This window comes from Micromonospora sp. CPCC 206171 (assembly GCF_036906755.1).
Lineage (GTDB): Bacteria > Actinomycetota > Actinomycetes > Mycobacteriales > Micromonosporaceae > Micromonospora > Micromonospora purpureochromogenes.
Genome location: NZ_JBAKHT010000029.1, coordinates 34,012 through 57,588, shown reverse-complemented (window position 1 = coordinate 57,588; position 23,577 = coordinate 34,012). Strand labels below are relative to the sequence as shown.

Sequence of the window (23,577 nt, the reverse complement as noted above, 5' to 3'; positions counted from 1 at the left end):
CCTCGGGCACATCGCGCCGGTGCCGCCCACCGCAACGCCACGTCCGATCACCGCCAGCGATCGGCGCCGCCCGCGCGCAGAGTCGGGTACGGCCGGATGGACCGCACCCGGCCGTGAGCGTTCGCGAAGGGCAGGACCATGCACGTCGTAGCCGATCTGAAGGTGCTCTACTTCGGCACCCCGGTGGTGTTGATCAGCTCCCGGAACCCCGACGGGAGCGCCAACCTCGCGCCGATGTCGTCGGCGTGGTGGTTGGGCCGGTCGGCCATGCTCGGCCTGGGCGACAGCGGCCAGACGACGGCCAACCTGCGGCGCGAGGGCGAGTGCGTGCTGAACCTGCCGTCCTCGGCGATGGTCGACGCGGTGGACCGGATCGCACTGACCACCGGCCGGCCGACCGTGCCGGAACAGAAGGCCGCCCAGGGCTACCGGTACGAGCCGGACAAGTTCGCCCTCGCCGGGCTGGCGCGCCAGCCGTCGGACCTGGTCGCGCCGCCCCGGGTGGCGCAGTGCCCGATCCAGTTGGAGTGCCGGGTGGTCGCCTCGTACCCGTTCGGTCCGACGCCGTCGCACGCGACCGCCTTCCAGGTGGAGGTGCTGCGCGCGCACGTCGAGGAGGACCTGGTCATCCCGGGCACGTCGTACGTGGACCCGCTGGGCTGGGATCCGCTGATCATGAAGTTCTGCGAGTTCTTCGGCGGCGGGCGCAACGTGCACCCGTCCCGGCTGGCCGAGGGCTGGCGGATGCCGCACGGGGGCCGGGTAGTGGCCCCGACGTCCTGACCTGGCGTCGTGCCGCGCTCCGGGCCCGCCGAGCGGGCCTGGAGCCCGATGCTGACGCTGCCGGAGCGCTCGTCCGGGCACATCGGATCGACGCGGTCCTCTAGCGCCCGGGCCGCTCATGGCAATATCCTCCACTTCGCGCGCGCACTTTGGAGTTCTCTTTCATCGCTGCCCCCTGGGCCACCGCCGGCCCGCCGAGGAGATGCCATGCACTTCGACCACCCTGAACTCGACCGTCGTACCCTGCTGCGGGCCGGTCTGGGCGCGGCGGCCGTCGCGGTCGTCGGGTCCGAACTGGCCTTTCCGGCCGCCGCGCAGGCCGATCCCGGCGCGGACCTCGACTGGATCTACAGCTGCGACGAGTGGGGCGCCCGCCCGCCGGCCGACCCGCTGGTGATCAGCGCAATCCCCACCAACAAGATCATCGTGCACCACATGGCGTTCCCCAACGTCACGGACTACTCCGAGGCGCAGGCGATCAAGCTGGCCCGGGACTGCCAGAACCTGCACATGGACGGCAACCGCTGGTCCGACACCGGCCAGCACTTCACCATCAGCCGCGGCGGCTACGTGATGGAGGGACGGCACGGCAGCCTGGAGCGGCTCCAGGCCGGCGACCGGCAGATGGTCTCCGCGCACTGCCCCGGCGAGAACGGCCGGTCGATCGGCATCGAGAACGAGGGCACCTACGTCACCGACACCCCGCCGGACGAGCTGCTCGACTCGCTGGTGAAGCTCTGCACGACCATCTGCCGCCAGTACGGCCTGCACGCCCACGACATCTTCGGCCACTGGGACTTCCGCACCACCCTCTGCCCCGGCGCGACGTTCTACCGGCTCTTCCCCGACGTGCGCCGCCGGGTGTTCGAGAAGCTCGGCACCGACCTCGCCGACGTGCCGGCCCGCCGCTGGCCCGACCTGTGGCGCTTCGTCGGCTCCCCGTCCGTCCGGGTCGCGCAGTACCTGTTGGCGTACCGCGGCTACGCCGTCACGCCGAACAGCGCCTTCGACGCCGCCACCGTGGCGGCCGTGCAGGACTGGCAGGCCCGCAACGGCATCCCGGTCGACATCGACGCCACCATCACCGGCCCCACCTGGGAGACCCTGGCGCCGGAGCTGGAGAAGGACGCCACCGGCCTGCCGGTCCAGGCGGTGCAGTTCATCCTCAACTGGAAGGGCTACGCCGACGTCGCCGTCACCGGCGAGTACGACCACGCGACGAAACTGGCCGTCCAGGACATCCAGCGGTTGCACGGGTTGCCGGACAACGGGAAGGTCAGCACCAGCACGTGGTGTGCGCTGGTCGGCGGGGTGGTGCGCCAGTCGTTCCGCCAGGACTGAGTACGCGACGGGGCCGGGTGGAGCGGTCGGCGAGACGCCTCACCGGGCCCCGTCGGCGGGACCGGTGAGGACGGCCGGCCAGCTCCGCGCGTCCGCCCTGAGCCCGCCGCGGCACACCTGCGCGGCCGTCGGTTCCTGTCGGGGCGGCATGTCGTGGCGAGCGGCCCTCCCGGGTCGACCGCACGGCGGCGAACGCCGGCACCCCGGCCACCGCCGCCTGCTCCCCCGCGTCCCTGCCGGTCAGTGTCCCGATCGGCGGGTACGGCGCCATCGCACCCCGGACGGGTGGGACGATGCGCTGGTCACCAAGTCACGGAGGGGTGCCATGGCTACCCAGCTCAACCCGTACCTCAACTTCGCCGGCAACGCACGCGAGGCGATGGAGTTCTACCAGCAGGTCTTCGGCGGGGACCTGTCGCTGACCACGTTCCGCGAGTTCGGCACCGAGGACCCGGCGATCGCCGACCAGGTCATGCACGCCCTGCTCCGGACGGCCCACGGGCACGTGCTGATGGCCTCCGACATGCCACCCGGCATGGAGATCCGACGCGGCAACGCCAACACGGTCAGCCTCAGCGGCGACGACGCCGACGAGCTGCGCCGCTGGTGGGAGCAGCTCTCCTCCGGCGGCGTGGTCAGCGTGCCGCTGGAGAAGCAGATGTGGGGTGACGAGTTCGGCCAGTGCGAGGACCGGTTCGGCACCCCGTGGATGGTCAACATCACCCAGCCGCAGGCCTGACCCACGGCGCCGGGCCGCGGTAGCGCGCCGGCCGGCTGTTTGGGCGGCGGCGGGACCGGGGAGTGTGGCGGGCATGAAGTGGGCCAGTCGAGCCGTACCCGTCGTCGCCGCCGCTCTCGCCGGCCTCGCCGCCCGCGACGTCCTCCAGCGCGACCACGCGCTGCTGCGCAACTTCCCGGTGATCGGCCGGGCCCGCTACCTGCTGGAGTCGATCGGGCCGGAGCTGCGGCAGTACATCGTGGCCGGCAACAACGAGGAGCGGCCGTTCACCCGCGACCAGCGGCGCTGGATCTACGCCTCGGCCAAGCAGGAGAACAACTACTTCGGCTTCGGCACGGACAACGACATCGAATACACCCCCGGCTACCCGATCATCAAGCACCGCACCTTCGGCCGGGCCGTGCCGCCGTCGTCGCCGACGGCTGGGCACGACGTGCGGCTGCCGGCGGCGAAGGTGCTCGGCGGGGCGCGGGGGCGGGCGCGGGCGTTCCGCCCGGAGTCGGTCGTCAACATCTCCGGGATGAGCTTCGGCTCGCTCTCCGGCAACGCGGTCACCGCGCTGAACAAGGGCGCGGCGCTGGCCGGTTGCCTGCAGAACACCGGCGAGGGTGGGCTGTCGCCGTACCACCGCAACGGCGGCGACCTGGTGTTCCAGATCGGCACGGCGTACTTCGGCTGCCGCGACGAACGCGGCCGGTTCAGCCTCGACCGGCTCAAGGACCTGGTGGCCGGCGCCCCCGTCCGGGCGTTGGAGATCAAGCTCAGCCAGGGTGCCAAGCCCAGCCTGGGCGGGCTGCTGCCCGGGGCGAAGGTGTCCGCCGAGATCGCCGCGACCCGGGGCATCCCGCAGGGGCTGGACTGTGTCAGCCCGTCCCGGCACGCCGAGTTCACCGACTGCGACAGCCTGCTGGACTGGGTGGAGCTGCTCGCCGCCGAGACCGGCCTGCCGGTGGGCATCAAGTCCGCCGTCGGTGACCTCGGCTTCTGGGAGGAACTGACCACGCTGATGCGCGACACCGGGCGCGGCGTGGACTTCGTGACCGTGGACGGCGGCGAGGGCGGCACCGGCGCCGCGCCGCTGATCTTCACCGACTCGGTGTCGCTGCCGTTCCAGCAGGGCTTCGCCCGCGTCTACCGAACCTTCGCCGAGAAGGATCTGCACGAGCGGACGGTCTTCGTCGGGGCCGGCAAGCTGGGCCTGCCGGACAACGCCGTCGTCGCGTTCGCGCTCGGCTGCGACATGGTCAACGTCGGCCGGGAGGCGATGCTGGCGATCGGCTGCATCCAGGCGCAGAAGTGCCACACCGACACCTGCCCGACCGGCGTGGCCACCCAGAAGCCGTGGCTCGCCCGGGGCCTGGACCCCACCCTGAAGTCGGTCCGGGTCGCCAACTACCTGCGGACGCTGCGGCGGGACCTGGTGAAGGTGGCCGAGGCGTGCGGTGTCGAGCACCCCGGCCTGATCGACACCGACGCGGTGGAGATCCTGGACGGCCGGACCGCCTCCACCCCGCTGCGCGACGTGTACGGCTACCGGCCGGAATGGGGGCTGCCGTCGGCCGCCGACCGGGCGGAGATCGTCGCGCTGATGACCGGGGAGGCGCCCCAGGGCGGCAGCGCCCCGCCCTCGGCGACCGCGATGGGCTGACCGCTCACTCCTCGATCGCGCCGCCCACCGCCCGCAGGTGCTCGCGGAAGGTCAGCGACGGGTCCTCCGCCCGCCGGGCCAGGTACGCGCCGAAGCCCACCTGCGCCCGCAACGGCACGCCGGCGCGGATCAGGTCGGCCTGCCGCCGCTCGGTGTCCCGGATCGACTCGGCCAGGTCGAACAACTCCCCGGCCCGCTCGGCCGGCACGAAGAGCACCCCGTCGTCGTCGCCGAGGACGACATCGCGGCCGTCCACCGCCCACTGCCCCACCTCTGCCGACGCCAGCGCCTCCGGCGACCGGGCGTCGAGGCGCTGCGGACCGGTGGGGATCGCGCCCAGGCTGAACACCGGCAGCCCGACGGCGCAGATGTCGGCGGTGTCCCGGTGCAGGCCCCAGACCACCACACCGGTCAGGCCCGCCGCCCGCGCCTCCAGCACCACCAGGTCGCCGACGCAGCTCTCGTCGGTGCGCCCGCCGTTGTCGACGACGAGCACGTCGCCGGGGGACGCCCGGTCGATCGCCTCAAGGAAGATGTCGACGCTGCCGACGTGCCGGGCGGGCGTCACCCGGCCGGCGAGCCGCTCGCCGGGCAGGACGGGTCGTACGGCGGCCGGCGCGCAGCGTACCGGCACCCCGGCGCGCAGGCAGGCGTCGGCGACGTGGGCGGTGGTCAGCGCCGCGAACCGGCGGCGCAGGTCGGGGACATCGACGGTCATTTCCCGACCGTAGTGCGCCCGGCCCGGCCCGGTGGCCGGCCACTTCCGTACTCGTGGACTGCTTCCGGCGGCCCTGGCGGTCAGCGGCGGAAGGTCCGGTCGAGCAGGTCGAACAGGGCGGCCCAGTGCCGCTCGGTGGCCCGCTCGTCGTACGCCGGGGTGTCGGCCATGGCGTAGCCGTGGTGTGCGCCGGGGTAGACCTCGCAGCGGTGCCGGACGCCCGCCGCCGCCAGGGCCTTCTCCAGCGTCTCGATCTGCTCCGCGGTCATCGACCGGTCGTTGTCGGCGTGCCCGAAGTACAGCTCGCCGGTGACCGCGCCGACCGCCAGGTGCGGGCTGTCCGCCGCGTCGGTGACGATCCGGCCGCCGTGGAAGCTGGCCGCGGCGGCGAGCCGGTCCGGGTGCGCCTCGATCGCGCGCAGCGCAGCCGTCCCACCCATGCAGTACCCGGTGACGGCGGCCGGGCCGGACGTCACGCCGGGTTGGGCGGCCAGGAAGTCGAGGTAGGCGGCGGTGTCCCGGGCCACCACGTCCGGGGTCAGCGCCGTGATCAGCGGCATCAGCCGGCCGAGGAGCGCGCCGCGCTGCTCCGGGTCGCCGAGGCCGGTCAGGTCGACCAGGGGTGCCCGGCCGGCGCGGTGGAACAGGTTCGGCACCAGCACCACGTACCCTGCGGCGGCGATCCGCTGCGCCATCTCGGCCAGCCGAGGCCGCAGCCCGAACGCGTCCATGAAGAGCAGGACCGGCGGGAACGGGCCGTCCCCGTCCGGCCGGACCAGGTACGCGTCGGCGCCGCCGCCGCTGGTCGGCACGTCCACGGTCGTCGTCCGCACGGGCAGCCTGTTCGTCGTCACGTCCCGACGCTACCGAAGGTGGCGCCTGACGAAATGGGGTGGCCCGTCCCGCCCCGCTCCGGCAGGATCCGGACCGATGCTGATCAGACGTGAGACCCCCGCCGACATCGCCGCCATCCACGCGGTGCACACCGCCGCGTTCGCCTCGGCGGACGCCCCGGACGCCGTACCCGTCGAGGCCCCGCTGGTGGACGCGCTGCGCGCCGACGACGGCTGGCTGCCCGCCCTCTCCCTGGTCGCCGCCGACGCCGACGGGCAGGTCGTCGGGCATGTCGTCTGCACCCGGGGCACGGTGGCCGGCGCGCCGGTGGCGCTCGGCCTGGGCCCGCTCGGGGTGCTGCCCGCCTGGCAGCGCCGGGGCGTGGGGTCGGCGCTGATGCACGCGGTGCTCGGCGCGGCCGACGCGCTGGACGAGCCGCTGGTCGTGCTGCTCGGGCACCCGGAGTACTACCCGCGGTTCGGGTTCCGCCCGGCGGTCGACCTGGGCGTGACACCGCCCGGCCCGTGGGGTCCGCGGTACTTCATGGCCCGGCCGTTGAGCGCCTGGCGGCCCGACATCCAGGGCCCCTTCGAATACGCGAAGCCCTTCGCCGCCCTGTAGCGGCCTTCCCGCGCGCCCGCCGCTCGGGCATGCTGGGGAGATGGGAGAGGTGCTACCGATGCCCAGCTTCGGTGACCTGTTCACCGACACGCGGGGCGACGAGCGGACGATGCGGGTCAGCTACCACCCGGAACGCGGTGCCGTGGTGCTCTCACTGTGGAGCGGGCCCGTCTGCCGAGGCTCCTTCCGGCTGGCCGCCGACGACCTGGGCCGGCTGCGGGCCCTGCTCACCGCCATCGACGCGGACGCCGCGCGCCCCGCCGCCGGGTCGGGCGGCGCGCCGGCCACCGCCGGGGGCGAGGCCGCGGCGGAGGCCACCGAGGTCATCCAGACCGGCGACATCTCGGGTACGGCCCACCAGGCGGCGCTGCCGATCCTGCCCGTGCCGAGAGTCGCCTGAGACTTGTCCTCTCACCGCTCCAGGGCAGGACGGGCCTAGCGGGCCGCCCGCTTGTGGAACGAGTGCTTGGCCCACAGGTAGGACAGCAGCGAGATGGCGGCGCACCAGGCCAGTGCGATCGCCGCGCTGTTGCCGATTCCCGAGTCGAGCAACAGCCCGCGCAGCGTCTCGGTCACCGGCGTGAACGGCTGGTGGTCGGCGAACCACCGCAGGCCGGCCGGCATCGTGTCGGTTGGCACGAAGCCGCTGCCCAGGAACGGCAGGAGGATCAGGAACATCGGCAGATTGCTGGCGGTCTCGACGCTGTCGCTGACGAGACCGAGCGCCACCGACAGCCAGATCAGCGCGAACGTGATCGCGACGAGCACGCCGGCGGCGGCGAGCCACTCGAGCGGGGTGGCGGTGGGGCGGAAGCCGATGGCGAGTGCGACGCCGAGCAGGACGGCTATGCAGAGCATGGTCTGTACCAGGCTGCCGAGGACGTGTCCGGTCAGGACGGATGCGCGGGAGATGGCCATGGTGCGGAAGCGGTCGACGATGCCCTCGGTCATGTCCATCGCGATGGAGATGGCGGTTCCCTGGGCGGCCCCCGACACGGCGAACAGCAGCATGCCGGGAATCAGGTAGTTGATGTAGGCGCCGCGGTCGCCGCTCCCGCCGCCTGGAAGTCCGGCGCCGAGGGTCCCGCCGAACACGTAGACGAACAGCAGCAGCATGACAACGGGGAGACCGATCAGCATCCCGGTCAGCGAGGGGTAGCGCTGGATGTGGCGGATCTGTCGGCGGAACATGGTCGCCGAGTCGGTCAGGGTGTGGGCCAGGCTGGTCATCGGTCTCCCCCGGTGATGTCGTGTCCTGCGGCGGCGGATGCGGGCGTGCCGGTGAAGGCGAAGAAGACGTCGTCCAGGTCGGGGGTGTGGATCGACAGCTGTTCGACCTCGACGTGTGCGTCGTCGAGCCGGTCGAGCACGGCCCGCAGTGAGCGGACGTCGCCGTCGCTGGGGATCTGCAGGGTGAGGGCGACGTCGTCGCGCTGGGCGACGGTGAGTGTGCGAGCGGCGGTGTGCAGCGCGGTGGGGTCGGTGAAGCGCAGCAGGATGTGTCCGCCCGGGATGCGGCGCTTGAGTTCGTCGGGGGTTCCCTCGACGACGATGCGGCCGTGGTCGAGTACGGCGATGCGGTCGGCGAGCTGATCGGCTTCGTCGAGGTACTGGGTGGTCAGGAACACCGTGACGCCCTCGGCGACAAGTCCGCGGATGATCTGCCACATCGCGTGCCGGCTACGGGGGTCGAGGCCGGTGGTGGGCTCGTCGAGGAAGATCAGCCGCGGGTCGCCGACCAGGGTCATCGCCAGGTCGAGACGGCGGCGCATGCCGCCGGAGTAGACCGAGGCCGGCTTCTGCGCCATCTCACCGAGGTCGAAACGGTCCGTCAGCTGGGCGATGCGGCGCCTGCCCTCGGTGCGGCCGAGGTGGTGCAGGTCGGCCATCAGCTTGAGGTTCTCCGCACCGGTCAGGAGGTTGTCGACGGCGGAGAACTGGCCGGTCACACCGATCGCCGCCCGTACTCCGTCGGGCTCCTTGGTGAGGTCGTGGCCGGCGACCCGGATCGATCCGGCGTCGGCGGGCACCAGGGTGGACAGGATCCGCACCATGGTGGTCTTGCCCGCCCCGTTGGGCCCGAGCAGCGAGAAGACCGTCCCCTCGGTGACCATGAGATCGATGCCGTCGAGGACGACCTTGTCCCCGAACGTGTTGCGCAGGCCGGACACCGAGATGGCCGGCCGCGTCGCGGTTGTTACCGCCATTGCTCCTCCACTGATCAAGGGCTTGCACGAGTACGGAGGCGCGAGCCATCGCCGGTCGGGGCCGCACGGGCGGACCGGGGTACGAAGGCGCGCATCATCCCCGGTCCGGGCCGACCGCCCGCGACCGGATCACACGGTGGCTGGGACGCTTCAGGAGCGGTGGATCACGATGTCGCCGAAGGCGGTGCGGGCTCGCACTTCGGCCTTCTCGTCGGTGTCGGCGGGACCGGCGGCGGTGTCCAGGTCGTTGCGAACCTTGCCGAACTGGGTGTGCAGGTCGAGCCGGGCTGCGGTACCACGCCGGATACCGACCTCGATGCGCCCGGCTGCCGTGCGCAGCGTCGCCGACCCACGGACCAGCTCACCGATGCGGATGTCGCCGTTGGCGGTGTTCGCCGTGACCGAGGCGGCGGCGTGTTCGGCGGCGACGTGGCCGTTGGCGGCGCGGATCCGAAGCTCGCCGCCGGCGTCGCCGATCCACGTGTCGCCGTTGCCGTTCTTGAGTACGGCGTGCCCGCCGACGGCGCGGACACTGAGCTTGCCGGAGCCGGTCGTGATGTCGGCGTCGCCCGCCACGTTCTCGGCGATGGCCGCACCGAAGCCGGTGTGCAGGCCCAGCGTGGCGGTGTCCTCGACCTGCAGGTCGCCGGCGCCGGTCTTGAGGCGGCAGTCGGACAGCGACCCGGAACAGCTGATCCCCCCGACACCGAGCTTCCCGTCCACCTCAGAGCCGGCCGGTAGGTCGATGCTGACCTCGACGGAGCCGGTCCTACCGAAGATGCCGAAGCCGGGCTGCCTGGGGCCGCGGATCACGAGCCGGCCGGAGGCGTACTCCACCCGGGTCTGCGCGGCCGCACGCACGTCACGGTCGTCGGATTCGTCGGCCGGCCGCACGTGCACGACGGTGTCGGCCCGCGGACCGGCGGTGATCCGGACATCGCCGGCGACGAGTTCGACCGATGTCGAAATCGGTCCGGGGGTGTCGAAGGATGGCATGCTGCTCCCCTCTCGGGTAGTCGGTGGGGCCGGTGCCGCTAGCGCACCCAGCCGGTGAAGCGTTGACCGCCGGTCGGGGCGGCGGAGCGGTGCGGGGTGTCGGCCCGGCGGAGCTGGTTGTCGGCGTCGACGGCAGCGGCAGCAGCCCGGATCAGCCAGGTGTTGATCGAGACGCCGGCGCCGGCGGCCGCGTGCTCGACGCGCGCTTTGAGGTGCTCCGGCAGGCGCAGGCTGATCCGCACCGTCGCCTCGTCCTCGCCGTCCGCGGGTGGCACCGGCTTCGGCGGGGCCGCCGCTGCCGCCGCTGGCTCCTCGGCCCACTGCTCGGCCGGCGGTGGCGTCACCACGAAGCTCGGCTCCCGGTCACGCAGGCGCAGGTCAACCGAACCGGGCGCGAGGTCGCGAGTGATCTCGGTGGCCGCTTCGGAAAGCGCGTCCAGCAGGGCGAGCCGGATCGCGGACTCCAGCGGTGCGGTGAGCCGCTCGGCAAGTTCCCTGGCGTCGTCACCGCCCGCGGCGGCGGCCACCGCGAGCTGATGCCGGATCGCGTCGACGTAAGCGCGAAGTTCCATGACGCCACTATGGCATCATCTTGATGCCATATGCAAGGGAGATGATGCCATCGTGCGCAGGGCCGGCGGCTGTCGGACCACGTACCTAGGCCGAGGACGGAGGCGGCGTCTTCGACGTGCGGTGACTAGCATCCGTGAAATGTTGATCACGTCGAGGACGATCCGGCTGCTCATGCCGGTGGCGGCGGCGCTCTTCCTCGGCGTGGCCCTCGCCATCCGAGCCGTCGACGACGGCGCGTTGCGGCAGTATTCCGGCACCGCCCTGTACGCGTCGATGGTGTGGGCCGGAGTGCTGTTCCTGTGGCCGCGGCTGGCGCCGGCGCCGGTCGGGGTGATCGCGGTGCTGTTCTGCTGGATGGTGGAATGCGCGCAGCTCAGCGGGGTCCCGGCGGAGTTGTCAGCCCGGAGTCTGGTCGCGCGGCTGGTGCTCGGGGTCCAGTTCGATCCGGTCGATCTGCTCTGGTACCCGATCGGGGTGATCCCGCTGGCCGCACTCCACCGACGGGTGGCCCGTGGCGTCCCGCTCACGCCGCGCGGGCAGCAGCAGCCGGAGGGCTCTGCTCAAGGCAGTGGCATGTCTGAATGATCGCCTGCCGGGACCGCACATCCGGGTCGTCGGGCAGGCTCGTCGTCAGCCACCGTGTCGGCGTGGGCGGCCGCTGCCCGGGCCGGGCGGGGACGCTCAGCCGGTCAGCCAGGCGCGGATGTCGTCGCCGTGCTCGTCGAGGGCTGGCGGTGGCAGGTCGTAGCGGGGCGGGGTTTCGGAGAACTCGATCGGGTGTCGGACGCCGGGCACGCCGCCGGCCGCCACCACGGGTTCGAGCCCGAGCTCCCGGGCCAGCGCGACGCCGCCGTCGACGGTGGTGATCGGGGCGCACGGCACGCCCGCCGCGGTCAGGGCACGGAACCACTCGTCCCGGGTCCGCCGGGCCAACCGCGCCACCAGGATCGGGCGCAGGGCGTCCCGGTGCACGGTGCGGTCCTGGTTGCGCCCGAAGCGGGGGTCGTCGGGCAGCTCGGGCAGACCGAGCACCTCGCACAGCCGACGGAACTGCCCGTCGTTCCCGGCGATGACGACGAGGTCGCCGTCGGCGGTGGGCAACGGCTCGTACGGGAACAGGCTCGGGTGGGCGTTGCCCATCCGGTACGGGGCCGCGCCGCCGGCGACGTACCCGCTGGTGTGGTTGACCAGACCGGACAGCGCCGAGGAGAGCAGGTTCACCTCGACGTGCTGGCCGACGCCGGTGCGGTCCCGGTGGTGCAGGGCGGCGAGGATGCCGACCGCCGCGTGCAGGCCGGCGATCACGTCGAACACGGCGACGCCGGCCTTGTACGGCGGACCGTCGGGGTCGCCGGTGAGGCTCATCAGGCCCGACGCCGCCTGGACCATCAGGTCGTAGCCCGGTAGGTGCGCACCGCCGTGGGCGCCGAAGCCGCTGATGGAGGCGTAGACGATCCGGTCGTTGCCGGCCGCCACGCTGGCGTAGTCGAGGCCGAAGCGGCGCAGCCCACCGGGGCGGAAGTTCTCGATCATGACATCGGCGCGGCGGGCGAGCTCCCGCGCGACGGCCAGGTCCTCGGGGTCGGCGAGGTCGAGCGCGATGGAGCGCTTGTTGCGGTTCACGCCGAGGTAGTAGGTGGAGACACCCTCGCGCGCCGGCGGCGTCCAGGCCCGGGTGTCGTCGCCGCCGGGCCCCTCCACCTTGATCACCTCGGCGCCGAGGTCGGCCAGGAGCATGGTCGCGTACGGCCCGGCGAGGATGCGCGAGAAGTCCGCGACGAGGACGCCGTCGAGCGGCCCGGTCCGCTGCTCCCCCATCACCGCTCCCCTTCTCCGCCGTGGCTGCCGCTCGTCGACTGGATGGAGGACCACGATGGCACACCGAGGGTGCGTACCAGCAATGGAGCAGGATCGACCGATCGTTTCAGAATGAGGACACCGCGCCCTCCGCGTCGGCGGTGACACTCGCTGTCCGGTTGCCGGAGCATGGTGATAGACAGCCGGCGTGGACAAGACTCTGGAGTTCCCCGACCTGCTGCGGCTGATCGACGAACGGTCGACCGCCTTCCGCGCCGCGGTCGCCTCCGCGCCCAGCCTCGACGTGCAGGTACCGACCTGTCCCGAGTGGACGCTGTTCGATCTGGTGCAGCACCTGGGCGAGAGGCGCCGCTCCTGGGCCGCCACCGTCGCCGCAGGGCCTACCGCCTCGGCCAGGTCCGCATCGGAGGGCCCGGCTGCGCCTCGGGAGCGCGAGGCCCTGCTGGCCTGGCTGGCCGCATCGACGCAGCAACTGCTGGACGCATTGCGAGCGGCCGGCCCGGATCGCGGTTGCTGGACGTGGTGGGGTACGTCGCAGTCGCCGCGGACCTGCGGTGCCGTCGCCCGGCACCAGCTCCAGGAGATCGCGGTGCACACCTACGACGCCCAGGTCACCCTGGGCGCCCCGCAGCCGCTGCCGGACGAGGTCGCACTCGACGGTGTCGAGGAGTTCCTGTCCACCTGCTGCGCCACCACGACCGCCTGGCCGCACGAGCCCGCTGCCGTCGATTACCACGCCACCGAGGGCCGCTCCTGGCGCAACTGGCTCTCCGCCGACGGCGCACGGGCCGCCCGCCGGCCCACACCCGGCACAGTGCCCGCCACCCCTGGCGGCGAGGACCCGGACGCGGCTGACGCCTCCGCCCGAGGCACGGCCAGTGAGCTGGTCCTGGCCTTCTACGGCCGTATTCCGGTGGACTCCTTAAAGCTCGAGGGCGACCGGCGTCTCTTCGACCTGCTCATAGCCTGGGAACCGGATGAGTAGGACGTGACGATGCGCCACATCGTTCCGGTGCTGAAGCGGGGTAGCCGGCGGCGTCGCTGACAGCGTCCGTCGTCCGGACGCCGGGGGTCGGGGCGCGGCGGGCGGCCGTCGGGGTGCCGGCGACGCGGACGGGCCGGCGGCCGGCGGTGTCAGGAGAGGGCGCGGGCCAGCTCGGTCCGGGAGCGGATGCCGAGTCGGTGGAAGATGTTGCGCAGGTGGTGGTCGACGGTGCGGGTGGAGAGGAACATCCGCGCGGCGATCTCCCGGTTCGTGGCGCCCTCGGCGGCCAGTTGGGTGATCCGCAGCTGCTGTCCGGTCAGCAGTCGGGCCCCCGACGGGTCCGGCGCGCCGACCGACTCTCCCGCCGCCCGCAGCTCGGCGGCCGCCTGCTCGGCCCAGGTGGTCGCCCCGATCAGGGTGAACGCCTCCCGGGCGTCGTGCAGGTGCTCCCGCGCGTCCCGGGGTCGCCGGCTGCGCCGCAGCTCCCGGCCGAACAGCAGCTCGGTGCGCGCCCGCTCGAACGCGCCGGCGTCGGCCGGGTGCAGCCGCAGCGCGGCCCGGAACTCCCGCTCGGCCTCGGCGCTGCCCCGGGGCGCGAGCAGAGCGTGGCAGCGCGCGGAGAGGGCCCGGCGTGCTGCTGGCCCACCGGTCGAAGACGGCGAGCGCGGCGCCGGCCGCCGCCCGGTCTCCGCCGGCGGCGGCCGCCTCGACCAGGTACGGGGTGGCCATCACCTGGACGAGCACCTGCCCCCGGCCGGTGCCGGGCCGGGCCAGGGCGGTCAGCCGCGCCGCGGCGGCGGCGTGCCGGCCGGCGGCCAGATCGAGCACGGCGGGACCGCGCTCGTACGGGTTGTCGGCGGCCTGCGCGGCCGGCGCCGCGGCCAGGCCGCCCACGGCGGCCAGCACGGCCGCCACGGCCAGACCGGCGGCGCTGACGGCGGAACGGGGACGGGTGGTGGTTGGTGATGACACGTCGGGCACTCCCTGCAGTCGGGGGCATATCGACGTGGATCAGTGTTCGGTGGAGCGGGCGGTCCCCGCATCGGTGAAATCACCAGTCCCCGGGCGGGAGAAACCGTCCGGCCGGCGCAGCCCCGGGCAACTCGCGGCGCTCCGGGCGGCGGGCCGGTGACCTGGCTGGGAAGAGGGCCGGTCCGGTCGGCCTACGCGGCGAGCGGGCCGGGACGGCTCCCGCTCGCCAGCCGTCCCTGGCCCGGCTGGGGCGTTGTCCCGCCAGTGCTGCCGGAGTGTGCGGCCGAGGTGGCCGACGACGATTCAGGTGCCGATGGCCACGAGCGGGACGGGCCGGGAAGGCGGTCGTCATCCGGCCGGAGGCGGCGGACGGCGACGCGGTCAGCGCTCCTCCGCGTGGTGGGAGTGGACCGCCGGTTGGCCGGTGTAGTTGGGGCCCGCGCGGTCGTCGGCGCCCAGGAACCGGTACGGGAGGCGGAGCTCGCTGCGGCCGGTGCGGCTGATCCGGCGGCGGCGGGAGTCGTAGGCGAAGCCGGCGTCGTGCATCAGCGCGGTGAGGCGTCGCCCGGCCGGGCGCCCGTCGGCGAGCCGGATGCTGGACAGGTCCAGGTCGGCCACGAACCGTCCGTCGGGCGTCAGCCAGTCGGCGGCGCGGGCCAGCACGGCGAGCTTCTCCCCGACGTAGTGCAGTCCGTGCAGGCAGGTGATCAGGTCGAACGGCCGGTCCGGCGCCCAGGTGGCGACCGAGGCGCCGCGATGTCCAGCAGTGCGACGCCCGGCCGGCCACCGACCGTCACGCGGTCATCCTCGGCTGGTCGGGCCCCACCGACGACCGGCGGGGACCGGCGAGCGGCGGGAGTTGGCGGTCGTGCAGGCGGCTCAGCAGGGCCAGCGAGGTGATCGCGCCGGCCAGCGCCAGGAACATGTCCCACTGGGTGTCCCAGACGTCGCCCTGGGTGGCGAGGAAGTCGTCGGCCGCCGAGCCCGCGACCACCGCCGACCACCACTCGAACATCTCGAACAGGGCGCTGAAGGCCAGGCAGGCGCAGACCACGAGCGGCGCGAGCCACCGGCTGCCCCGCAACGGCGAGCGGCGGACCAGGAGCTCGCGGACCAGGATGGCCGGTACGAAGCCCTGCGCGAAGTGGCCGAGCCGGTCGTACGGGTTGCGGGACAGGTCGAACAGGTCCCGCACCCAGTTACCGACCGGGGTACGCGCGTAGGTGTGGTGCCCGCCGACGATGAGGATGATCGCGTGGGCCGCGAGCAGGCAGCACAGCAGTGTGGTCAGTGGGAAACGGCGCCAGGTGAGCAGCAGCACCGGGATCCCGACGATCACCCACACCGTCTCCAGCAGCCAGGTCAGCCGGTCGTACGGCCGGATGCCGGAGACGACCAGCGCGACGAGGACGACGCCCAGCAGCACCGGCGGGAGGAGGGCACGTGCTCGGGACACCGGCGACCGCCTGTTCGGGGCTGGCCGGGCCGGCCGGTCGCCGCCCGGGACGCCGACGATAGCAAGCGGCCCGGCCGATCCGGTCGGCCGCGAACCGCTCCCGTCCAACGGCCGGCCCGGGGCGCCCGCCCCGCCCGGCCGGGTGGGTGATGGCCGGTTCGCGGCCACCACCCCCCGCGAGCACGATCAGGTACCGCTCGGGTTCACGGCAGCCGCCTCGCCGCCGGTCGTCGGCCCGGGCTGGTGCCGGTGCGGCCGGTTACGGACGACGGCGAGCGCCAGGACGGCGGCGGCGAGGAAGACCAGGCCGTTGACCCGCAGACCGGCCTGCACGCCGGCGTTCAGGGACTCGGCGAGCGCCTGCCGCACCGGCCCGGGGGGCGTCGCGGTATCGCTGGTGCCGGCGCGCACGGCCGCCTGCACGGCCGTCCGCGTGGATTCGGGTACGCCGTGGGCGGCGAGCCGACCCGGCAGGTCGGCGATCAGCGTGGTGCTGAGCAGGGTACCCAGCAGCGACGCGCCCATCACGGCGCCGAACTGGCGGGCGGTGTTGACCGCCGCGGCGGCCATGCTCGCCTGCGGGGGCGCGACGCTGGCCAGCGCCGCGGCGGTGGCCGGCGCGGCGACCAGGCCGCAGGCGGCACCGAAGAGCGCGAGCAGCGGCCAGCTCTGGCTGAACGGGGTGCCCGGCGTGTGGGTGGACAGGCCCAGGCTGGCGAGGCCGCCGAGCAGCAGGCCGAGGGTGAGCGGTGCCTTGAAGCCGGTGCGGCGGATCGCCTGACCGGCGGCGAAGGCGGTGACCGCGTAGAGGCCGAACAACACCAGCATCCGCCAGCCGGTGTCGAGCGGGCTGAGCGCCTGGGCACGTTCGTGGAAGAGCACCAGCAGGATCGACACGCCGGTGAAGCCGAACAGCGACACGGCGGCGACGACCATGACGGCGCTGAAGGACGGCGACCGGAACAGCCGGACGTCCAGCATCGGCGCGGCGGTACGCAGCTCGACCACGACGAAGGCGACGAGTGCGGCGCCGGCGGTGAGCCACGCGGCCGCCACCGTCGGGCTGGTGTAGCCGTGACGACCGCCCTCGATCAGCGCGTAGACGGCGGCGGCGACGGCGAGCGTGCCCAGCAGCAGACCGGGCAGGTCGACACGGCTGGTGGGCTGGCGCGACTCGGCCACCCAACGGGTGGTGACGGCGAGGGTGAGCAGACCGAGCACCACGGTGGACAGGAAGACGCCGTGCCAGTGGACGTGCGCCAGCAGCGCCCCGGCAATGAGCGGGCCCACCGACAGCCCGACGCCGGACGCCGCCGCCCAGGCGGTGATGACCTCGGTACGGCGGTGCGGGTCGGTGAACGTCACGCCGAGGATCGCCAGGCTGTTCGAGAGGATCAGCGCGCCGCCGGCACCGGCCGCGAGCTGTCCCGCGACGACCCAGCCGGGGGCGGTGGCCAGGGCGACCACGGCAGCTCCGGCCATCATGGCGGCGACGCCGGCACTGAACATCCGCTTGCGGCCGTACCGGCTGCCGAGCGTGGCGGCGGAGAGCACGAGGCCGGCCAGCATGAGGGTGTAGGCGCTGGGGATCCAGACCAGACTGGTCGGGTCGACCCGCAGGTCCCGCTGGATCGTGGTCAGCGCGGAGACGGTCGCGGTGAGGTGGAGGAACGTGACCATCGCACCCAGGCACATGGCGACGAGGGTCGCCGCGTGCGAACCACGGGCGGTCGTCCGCCCGGTGGGTGCGGCGGCGGGCGGGCCGGGCGTGGTGGGCGCCCGCCAACCCGTCGTGGCGGTCTGCGGTTCGGGCACAGCTACTCCTTGCAGAGGTGATGGGGTCGGCCGGACGGTCCGCGCCGGCGCGGGTGCAGGCGGTGTCCGGCTACGGCAGCTGCGGGTAGAGGGCCGCGACTCCGCCGGAGAGCCCGGCGAGTACGCCTCGGCTGACGTCGTCGGCGACGATCTCGTACGCGTCCGCGGCCAGTTGGTCGACGGCGTACGCCGCCACGTCGGCCGGGTCGGCCTTGGGGGTGGTGACCGCCCGGGCCATGTCGGTGTCCATGTAGCCCACGTGCAGGCCCGCGACGCGGATCTTCGCCGGGGCGAGCGTGAGGCGCAGCGAGTTGGTCATGCCCCACTCGGCGGCCTTGGCCGCCACGTAGGCGCCGTCGGTGGGCAGCGCGAACCAGGACAGCGCGGACAGCACGTTGAGGACGGTGCCGCCACCGTTGCGCTCGATGACGGGGGCGAAGGCCCGCACCACGGAGAGGGTGCCGAGGTAGTGCGTCTCCAGCTCCAGGCGGATCTGGTCCAGGTCGCCGGTGAGCAGGTCGGCGCCGGTCGACGTGCCCGCGTTGTTCACCAGCAGGGTGACGTCGCCGGCGGTCGCCGCGGCCGCCGCCACGGATGCGGGGTCGGTGATGTCCAGCGCCAGCGGTCGGGCGCCCGGGAGGTCGATCAGGGCCGGGTTGCGGGCCGCCGCGTACACGGTGGCGCCCCGGGCGAGCAGCTCGCTGGCCAGGGCACGGCCGAAGCCCCGGTTGGCGCCGGTGACCAGTGCGGTGGTGGCGGAGATGTCCATGATAATCCTGTCTGTGAGGTTCGCTGCGCGGGTCTGGCTTTCCCTGAGAAAAGTCAGCTCGCCCAGTGAAGCACCTGACTAGCGTCAACGCAAGTCAGCCCGTAGGCTGGGGGCATGCAGGATCTGCGGGACGATCGGGAGGCGTGGTCGATGACGAACTGCTCGATCGCGCGGGCCATGGACATCGTGGGCAGCAGGTCGGCGATGCTGATCATGCGGGATGCGTTCCTCGGCACGCGCCGTTTCGACGACTTCGTCCGCCGGGTGGGCATCGGCGAGCCGGCGATGGCCGCCCGCCTACGGGAACTGGTCGGCGCCGGCCTGCTGGAACGGACGCCCTACCGCGAGCAGGGGCAGCGCACCCGGTACGAGTACCAGCTCACCCCCAAGGGGCGCGAGCTGCTGCCGGTGATCACGGCGCTCCGCCAGTGGGGGGACACCTGGGCAGCCGACGAGAGCGGCCCGCCGGTGCTGGCCACCCACCGGGACTGCGGGTGCCGGGTCCGCGCCGTGCTCCGCTGCGAACAGGGTCACGAGGTCGACCACGGCGACATCGCCCTGCTCGCCGGGCCGGGCCTGATCCCCCGGGACTAGACCGGCGGCGGGTGCGCCCAGTGGGTGGTGCGCACCCGGGTCAGCCCTGGTCGTCGGTGAGGCGACGCTCGATGGTCACCGTCGTGCCGGAGGCGGTCGACATCAGCCGCACGTCGCCGAAGGCGTTCATCAGGGTGGCGCCGCGGCCGCGGTCCATCGCCGACCGCCGGTCCCGCCAGGTGCCGAAGTCGCGGACGGTGAGCCGGGCGGTGCCGGCGCCGACCTGGAGCCGGACCCGCACCTCGGGTCGGGACGGCTGCTGCGCGTGCTCGACGGCGTTGTTGAACGCCTCGGACGCGGCCACCAGGAGGTCCTGCACGACGTCGGGGTCCACGTGCAGCGCCTCCAGCGAGCTCCGCACATCCCGCCGCATCGCCGAGGCGGCCCTCGCCTCCGAGGGATAGCTCCATCCGGCGTCCACCACGGACGCCGGCGCGTGGCCGTTCGGAACCCGCAGGGTGGCCGGCGCTCCGGCGGGGGCAGCGGGCCGCCGGGGGCCCGCTTCCGGATGGCCGGGGACGGCCGCGGCCACCTCGGACGAGACCGCGTCCATCGTCCTGGCCACCGCGGGCGCAGGATTCGGGGCTGCCCCGGCGGTACCGGCCAACGACGGCGTGGAGTCCGCCGCCCCGGCGGGGGCCGCACTGGCGGAGGCCGCTCCGGCGAGGGCTGCCCCGGCGGTACCGGCCAACGACGGCGTGGACTCCGTGGCCGCCTCGGCCGAGGAGGCCTCGACCGGGCCGGTGGCCGGCGGAGCAGGGCTCGGGGCCGCAGCGGCGGGACGGGTCGACGGCGGCGGTTCCGGACGGCCGTCCTCGGCGTCCGGTGTCCGCAGGCGCCGTCGCGCACCCTCCAGGGTGGCCCGTATCCGGGCGACGAGGTCGGCCGCGGTGAAGGGCTTGACCACGTAGTCGTCAGCGCCGAGGTCGAGGCCCTCGACGGCGGCGTCCGCGCCGGCGCGGGCGGAGAGCACCACCACGGGCAGCGCCCGGGTGTCCGGCTGTTCCCGCAGGGTGCGCACCAGGGCGAAGCCGTCGACCTCGGGCATCATCACGTCGGTCAGCACCAGGTCCGGCGGGTCCCGCCGGATCGCGTCGAGGGCCTGCCGACCGTTGCCGACCATGTCCACCCGCCAGCCCTGCGCGGTCAGCAACCGGGCCAGGTACGCGCGCATGTCGGCGTTGTCGTCGGCCACCAGGATCCGCACGCCCCGCCCGTCGTCGGGCAGCGTCCCGGACGACCCCTCCTCGCCCGGCTCGGGCCGGACGGGGTCGACCAGCCAGCCACTCGCCTCCTGCGTGACGGCGCGGGCGGTGTCACCGAGGTCGCTCACCGCCACGGTGTCGGCCGTGCCGCCGTGCAGCGCCGACCAGGGCAGCGCCACGGTGAAGGTGCTGCCGCGCCCGAGCTGGCTTTCCACCCGTACGTCGCCGCCCTCGAGCCGGGCGAGTTCGCCGACCAGTGCCAGCCCGATGCCGGTGCCCTCGTGGCTGCGGGAGCGGGCCCCGTCCACCCGGTGGAAGCGCTCGAAGAGCCGGGGCATCTCCTCCTCGGCGATGCCGATGCCGGTGTCGGCGACGGTCAGCCGCAGCTCCGTGGGGTGGGCGTGCAGCCCGACGCTGATCCGCCCCACGAACGTGTGCTTCAGGGCGTTGGACAGCAGGTTGGTGACGATGCGCTCCCAGTTGGCCGGGTCGAGCGCCACCGGCCGGGGCAGCGGCGGGCAGTCCACGTCCAGGCGCAGCCCGGCGCGTTCCACGGCCGAGCGGAACACGCCGGCCAGTTCTGCGGTCAGCTCCGGCAGGTCCACCTGCCGCGCCCGGCTGCGGGCACGCCCGGCCTCCAGGCTGGAGAAGGTCAGCAGGCTGTTGACGAGGGTGAGCAGCCGGGTGGCGTTGCGCCGGGCGGTGTCCACCCGTTCCCGCTGTTCCGGTGGCAGCGGGTGCCGCTCGTCGGCGAGGGCGTCGGTCAGCGGGCCGAGCATCAGCGTCAGCGGCGTACGGAACTCGTGGCTGACGTTGGTGAAGAAGCTGGTCTTGACGCGGTCGAGCTCGGCCAGGGCCTCGGCCCGGCGACGTTCCTCCTCGTACGCCCGGGCGTTGCGCACCGCGACGGCCACCTGCTGGGCCAGCAGGTGGAAGAACGACCGGTACGCCTCGTCCAGGGCGCGGCTGGGGCTCACCCCGGCCACCAGCACCCCGAGGGGCTGATCGGCCTCCGCGGAGGGCAACGGCAGCGCCACGGCGGTGGCCGCCGGGTCGTCGAACGCCCCGGCCGGCAGCGTCATCAGCTGGGCGACCCCGTGGACCTCGGTGGTCGCTCCCCCACCGGCGGCCCACAGTCCCCACGCCGGGTCGTCGTCGGCCACGACGTCGGGCAGCACGGCAGCCACCGGGCCGTCACCGGTGCAGGCCATCCGGTGCAGCGCCGCACCCTCCCGCAGGTAGATCGCGGCGAACGGTACGTCCAGCCGGTGCCCGCCGATCGCCTCGACCAGCCGGGCGCAGGTGTTGGCGACGTCCACCGTGCGCCCGTCGCCGCGCACCGAGAGGTCGCGCAGCAGTCCCAGCCGTCGTTCCCCGACCACCTGCTCGGTGACCTCGCTGCACACGGTGAACACGCCGACGGTCCGGCCGTCGTCGTCGCGGGCCGGGGCGTGGGAGACGCTGAAGTAGGCCTCCTCCCGGTAGCCCGACCGGTCGAGGAGCAACTGGAGGGCGGGCACCCAACTGGCCACGCCCGTCGCCATCGCGTCGCGGATCAGCGGCGCGAGCACGTCCCAGCCCTCGGCCAGGGTGGTCCGGACATCGTCGCCGAGCGCACCCGGGTGCTTGTCGCCGATCAGGGCGGAGTAGGCGTCGTTGTACAGCTGGGTGAACTGTTCGCCCCAGAGCAGCAGCATCGGGTACCGGGAGGACAGCACGATCCGCACGGCGGCGCGCAGGCTCTGCGGCCAGGACTGGACGGGGCCGAGCGGGGTGGCAGCCCAGTCGAGCCGGGCCATCAGCCGTCCGGTGGCGCTGCCGCCGCCGAACAGCTCCTCGGTGGGGCTGGTCACGTTCGAGTACACCTCATCGCCGTGCCCGTACCCCGTCATCGGCCCCGCCGAACCTCGCTGCCCGGGACGACGGTCGCGGGCCCGGTCGCAGCGCAGCGCCCGAGGTCGGACGGCGCGCCGCTCGGAAATTCGCCGCCGACCGCCAGCCGCCCCGCTCCGGCACCCACGCCCCCTCGCTCGCTCGACCCTGATGCCACCGCGCGAGCAGGGAAAATGACCCCGAGCCGGAGCAAGGCCAAAGGTTACCGCCGCCCGGGGTGTCCGGCGAGCAGCCGACCGGGTGTCGCTACGGCGGCTTGGGAAACGGGGGCGCGGTGCGGGCGGCCGAGTGACGAAGGCCACGTCCTCGGGTGACCGGCCGGCGGCACCTGTCGCACCCGCTGCGACGCTCCGGCCAGGGAGATGACCCTGCAGGTGACGACGGGGTCCGGGTGCGCTGGTGGTGGTCGACGGGCGGGTCCGGCTCGCGCTCAGCTTCATCGTCACCGACCGGATCATCGGCATCGAGGTGGTGGCCGACCCGACGCAGCTGGCCGTGCTGGACCTCGTCCCCGGTGCGACGGAGGCCCGCTGACCGCGACGATCGACGCCACCCCCGGCACCGCTCAGGCCGGCCCAACACTCCGAGGTGGGTACCGGCGGGCGGCGTTCGGCCCGGGACCGTCACCTCGGTGGCCGTACCGCCGGGCCCGGGATGCCGGCCCGGTCAGTCCCGGCGGTCCTCGTCGCCCGGCCCGACCACCTGGCGCTGCTCCAGGGCGTCCGCGGCGGTGGCGTCCTCAGGCAGGGACGTCGACGGCAGCGCGTGCTCCCCCGGCACCGAGGCGCCCTGCTCGGCCAGGTCGGCCTCGGTGGCGTCCGGTTGCGGTTCCGGCGGCTCGTCGGGCTGCCCCTCGTCGAGCAGCGGCTGCCGCTGCTCGAGCGCGTCGGCCTCCGGCGGCACGTCGAACGGTCCATCGGTCATGCCGACGCTCCTCTCCCCGCCGGTCCCTCGCGGGGCCGGCCTCGTGACGGCGGGTCAGTCCGGCAACAGCCGCCGGAGGACACCCTTGCCGGTGGCGCCCATCCGGTACGACTGCACGAGGTACGAGCCGCAGACGATGTTCGCGCCCGCCAGCGCCGGCACGACGAACTGCGCCCGGCGCTGACGCCGCTGCCACGTCGCGATCTCCGCCGGCGTACCTGCGGCCGGCACCGTGGCGTCGTGCACCTCGAGGCGGTCGCCCCGCTGGTGCGCCGCCTCGGCCAGCTGACCGATCCGGTTGCCGCAGTAGGCCGAGTAGGCGGTGGCCACGGCACCGGCGACGGTGATCCCCGCCTTCAACGCGCCCACCGTGCCGAATCCCTTCTGCAACGCGATGCGGCGTGTGCCGACCTGGGTCAGCCGCAGGCCGGCGAGCAGGGTCGCGCCGATGCCGAGCCACTGCACCGGGCTGAACCGGTTCCAGGCGGACTCGGCGACCCGGATCCGGTCGATGCCCTGCTGCAGGTCGCTGCCGGACTTGTTGACGCCGGCGACGCCCATGACGGTGCCGCCGAACCACAGCGCGGAGCCGACGTCGTGGACGGCCTGGGCGACGGCATGGTTGTCGGTCGCGGTCACCTGCATCCCGCACTCCTCAGCTCTTCGGGCACGTTGCCCTTCGTCCC

26 protein-coding genes are annotated in these 23,577 nt (G+C 73.7%); 11 read left to right on the top strand and 15 right to left on the bottom strand.

Features of this window, described 5'->3' with window-relative positions; all coding sequences use genetic code 11:
* The first annotated feature begins 138 nt into the window (after positions 1–138).
* The 4 genes from V6U89_RS25715 (at position 139) to V6U89_RS25700 (ending at position 4,511) form a co-directional block, all read left to right on the top strand.
* Positions 139–783 (top strand): flavin reductase family protein, encoded by a 645-nt coding sequence (locus V6U89_RS25715; RefSeq protein WP_334574409.1) that lies wholly within the window; start codon positions 139–141, stop codon positions 781–783.
* 207 nt (positions 784–990) lie between these two features.
* Entirely contained in the window at positions 991–2,124 is a 1,134-nt protein-coding gene (locus V6U89_RS25710; RefSeq protein ID WP_334574407.1) for a peptidoglycan recognition protein family protein, read from the top strand.
* Positions 2,125–2,449: 325 nt separating this feature from the next.
* Complete coding sequence (locus V6U89_RS25705; protein WP_334574405.1) at positions 2,450–2,863, top strand: VOC family protein; 414 nt, start codon at positions 2,450–2,452, stop codon at positions 2,861–2,863.
* A gap of 73 nt (positions 2,864–2,936) precedes the next feature.
* The gene (locus V6U89_RS25700) at positions 2,937–4,511 is read left to right on the top strand and encodes an FMN-binding glutamate synthase family protein (protein WP_334574403.1); all 1,575 of its coding nucleotides are present in this window, start codon (positions 2,937–2,939) and stop codon (positions 4,509–4,511) included.
* A gap of 4 nt (positions 4,512–4,515) precedes the next feature.
* Here the strand turns inward: V6U89_RS25700 and V6U89_RS25695 are convergent, their stop codons facing one another.
* On the bottom strand, positions 4,516–5,229 hold the full coding sequence (locus V6U89_RS25695) for an RraA family protein (protein WP_334574401.1): 714 nt from the start codon (positions 5,227–5,229) through the stop codon (positions 4,516–4,518).
* 80 nt (positions 5,230–5,309) lie between these two features.
* Complete coding sequence (locus V6U89_RS25690) at positions 5,310–6,083, bottom strand: dienelactone hydrolase family protein (RefSeq protein ID WP_442933987.1); 774 nt, start codon at positions 6,081–6,083, stop codon at positions 5,310–5,312.
* A gap of 76 nt (positions 6,084–6,159) precedes the next feature.
* On the opposite strand from V6U89_RS25690, the gene V6U89_RS25685 reads away from it, so the two are divergent.
* Both V6U89_RS25685 and V6U89_RS25680 read left to right on the top strand, forming a co-directional pair.
* Positions 6,160–6,684, top strand: a complete 525-nt coding sequence (locus V6U89_RS25685; protein WP_334574399.1) for a GNAT family N-acetyltransferase — start codon at positions 6,160–6,162, stop codon at positions 6,682–6,684.
* 40 nt (positions 6,685–6,724) lie between these two features.
* Positions 6,725–7,084, top strand: a complete 360-nt coding sequence (locus V6U89_RS25680; RefSeq protein ID WP_334574396.1) for a hypothetical protein — start codon at positions 6,725–6,727, stop codon at positions 7,082–7,084.
* Positions 7,085–7,119: 35 nt separating this feature from the next.
* Here V6U89_RS25680 and V6U89_RS25675 read toward each other — a convergent pair whose 3' ends face one another.
* From V6U89_RS25675 to V6U89_RS25660, 4 genes are all read right to left on the bottom strand, one after another.
* The gene (locus tag V6U89_RS25675; RefSeq protein ID WP_334574394.1) at positions 7,120–7,914 is read right to left on the bottom strand and encodes an ABC transporter permease; all 795 of its coding nucleotides are present in this window, start codon (positions 7,912–7,914) and stop codon (positions 7,120–7,122) included.
* On the bottom strand, positions 7,911–8,891 hold the full coding sequence (locus V6U89_RS25670) for an ATP-binding cassette domain-containing protein (protein WP_334574392.1): 981 nt from the start codon (positions 8,889–8,891) through the stop codon (positions 7,911–7,913). The genes V6U89_RS25675 and V6U89_RS25670 overlap by 4 nt, the downstream gene beginning before the upstream one ends.
* Positions 8,892–9,041: 150 nt before the next feature.
* On the bottom strand, positions 9,042–9,887 hold the full coding sequence (locus V6U89_RS25665) for a DUF4097 family beta strand repeat-containing protein (protein WP_334574390.1): 846 nt from the start codon (positions 9,885–9,887) through the stop codon (positions 9,042–9,044).
* A gap of 38 nt (positions 9,888–9,925) precedes the next feature.
* The gene (locus tag V6U89_RS25660; protein WP_334574388.1) at positions 9,926–10,459 is read right to left on the bottom strand and encodes a toxin-antitoxin system HicB family antitoxin; all 534 of its coding nucleotides are present in this window, start codon (positions 10,457–10,459) and stop codon (positions 9,926–9,928) included.
* Positions 10,460–10,598: 139 nt separating this feature from the next.
* Between V6U89_RS25660 and V6U89_RS25655 the strand changes: the two genes are divergently transcribed.
* A complete protein-coding gene (locus V6U89_RS25655; protein ID WP_334574386.1) occupies positions 10,599–11,045 on the top strand; it encodes a ribosomal maturation YjgA family protein in 447 nt (148 codons plus the stop codon).
* A gap of 96 nt (positions 11,046–11,141) precedes the next feature.
* Here V6U89_RS25655 and V6U89_RS25650 read toward each other — a convergent pair whose 3' ends face one another.
* Entirely contained in the window at positions 11,142–12,278 is a 1,137-nt protein-coding gene (locus V6U89_RS25650) for a CaiB/BaiF CoA transferase family protein (protein WP_334574384.1), read from the bottom strand.
* Between the two features lie 187 nt (positions 12,279–12,465).
* Between V6U89_RS25650 and V6U89_RS25645 the strand changes: the two genes are divergently transcribed.
* On the top strand, positions 12,466–13,263 hold the full coding sequence (locus tag V6U89_RS25645; protein ID WP_334574383.1) for a maleylpyruvate isomerase family mycothiol-dependent enzyme: 798 nt from the start codon (positions 12,466–12,468) through the stop codon (positions 13,261–13,263).
* A 149-nt stretch (positions 13,264–13,412) separates the two neighbouring features.
* On the opposite strand, the gene V6U89_RS25640 is transcribed toward V6U89_RS25645, so the two are convergent.
* A complete protein-coding gene (locus tag V6U89_RS25640; protein WP_334574437.1) occupies positions 13,413–13,523 on the bottom strand; it encodes a LuxR C-terminal-related transcriptional regulator in 111 nt (36 codons plus the stop codon).
* On the opposite strand from V6U89_RS25640, the gene V6U89_RS25635 reads away from it, so the two are divergent.
* A complete protein-coding gene (locus V6U89_RS25635; RefSeq protein WP_334574382.1) occupies positions 13,498–14,229 on the top strand; it encodes a hypothetical protein in 732 nt (243 codons plus the stop codon). The genes V6U89_RS25640 and V6U89_RS25635 overlap by 26 nt on opposite strands.
* 387 nt (positions 14,230–14,616) lie before the next feature.
* Here the strand turns inward: V6U89_RS25635 and V6U89_RS25630 are convergent, their stop codons facing one another.
* The 4 genes from V6U89_RS25630 to V6U89_RS25615 all read right to left on the bottom strand — a co-directional run bounded on the left by V6U89_RS25630 (position 14,617) and on the right by V6U89_RS25615 (position 18,275).
* Positions 14,617–14,898, bottom strand: a complete 282-nt coding sequence (locus V6U89_RS25630) for a hypothetical protein (protein ID WP_334574380.1) — start codon at positions 14,896–14,898, stop codon at positions 14,617–14,619.
* 130 nt (positions 14,899–15,028) lie between these two features.
* The gene (locus V6U89_RS25625; protein WP_334574378.1) at positions 15,029–15,691 is read right to left on the bottom strand and encodes a DUF2238 domain-containing protein; all 663 of its coding nucleotides are present in this window, start codon (positions 15,689–15,691) and stop codon (positions 15,029–15,031) included.
* A gap of 186 nt (positions 15,692–15,877) precedes the next feature.
* On the bottom strand, positions 15,878–17,506 hold the full coding sequence (locus V6U89_RS25620; protein ID WP_334574376.1) for an MFS transporter: 1,629 nt from the start codon (positions 17,504–17,506) through the stop codon (positions 15,878–15,880).
* Positions 17,507–17,576: 70 nt separating this feature from the next.
* Positions 17,577–18,275 (bottom strand): SDR family oxidoreductase, encoded by a 699-nt coding sequence (locus V6U89_RS25615; protein ID WP_334574373.1) that lies wholly within the window; start codon positions 18,273–18,275, stop codon positions 17,577–17,579.
* A 114-nt stretch (positions 18,276–18,389) separates the two neighbouring features.
* Between V6U89_RS25615 and V6U89_RS25610 the strand changes: the two genes are divergently transcribed.
* Complete coding sequence (locus tag V6U89_RS25610) at positions 18,390–18,869, top strand: winged helix-turn-helix transcriptional regulator (protein ID WP_334574371.1); 480 nt, start codon at positions 18,390–18,392, stop codon at positions 18,867–18,869.
* A gap of 40 nt (positions 18,870–18,909) precedes the next feature.
* Here the strand turns inward: V6U89_RS25610 and V6U89_RS25605 are convergent, their stop codons facing one another.
* Positions 18,910–21,927 carry an ATP-binding protein gene (locus V6U89_RS25605; RefSeq protein ID WP_334574369.1) on the bottom strand — a complete coding sequence of 1,006 codons (3,018 nt, stop codon included), beginning with the start codon at positions 21,925–21,927 and terminating at the stop codon, positions 18,910–18,912.
* A gap of 439 nt (positions 21,928–22,366) precedes the next feature.
* Here V6U89_RS25605 and V6U89_RS25600 point away from each other — a divergent pair, with 439 nt between their 5' ends.
* Positions 22,367–22,501 carry a hypothetical protein gene (locus V6U89_RS25600; protein ID WP_334574366.1) on the top strand — a complete coding sequence of 45 codons (135 nt, stop codon included), beginning with the start codon at positions 22,367–22,369 and terminating at the stop codon, positions 22,499–22,501.
* A gap of 132 nt (positions 22,502–22,633) precedes the next feature.
* Here V6U89_RS25600 and V6U89_RS25595 read toward each other — a convergent pair whose 3' ends face one another.
* Together V6U89_RS25595 and V6U89_RS25590 are read right to left on the bottom strand one after the other, a co-directional pair.
* Entirely contained in the window at positions 22,634–22,891 is a 258-nt protein-coding gene (locus V6U89_RS25595) for a hypothetical protein (protein ID WP_334574364.1), read from the bottom strand.
* A 54-nt stretch (positions 22,892–22,945) separates the two neighbouring features.
* Positions 22,946–23,536, bottom strand: coding sequence for a hypothetical protein (locus V6U89_RS25590; protein ID WP_334574362.1), 591 nt, complete (start codon positions 23,534–23,536; stop codon positions 22,946–22,948).
* Between the last annotated feature and the right edge of the window lie 41 nt (positions 23,537–23,577).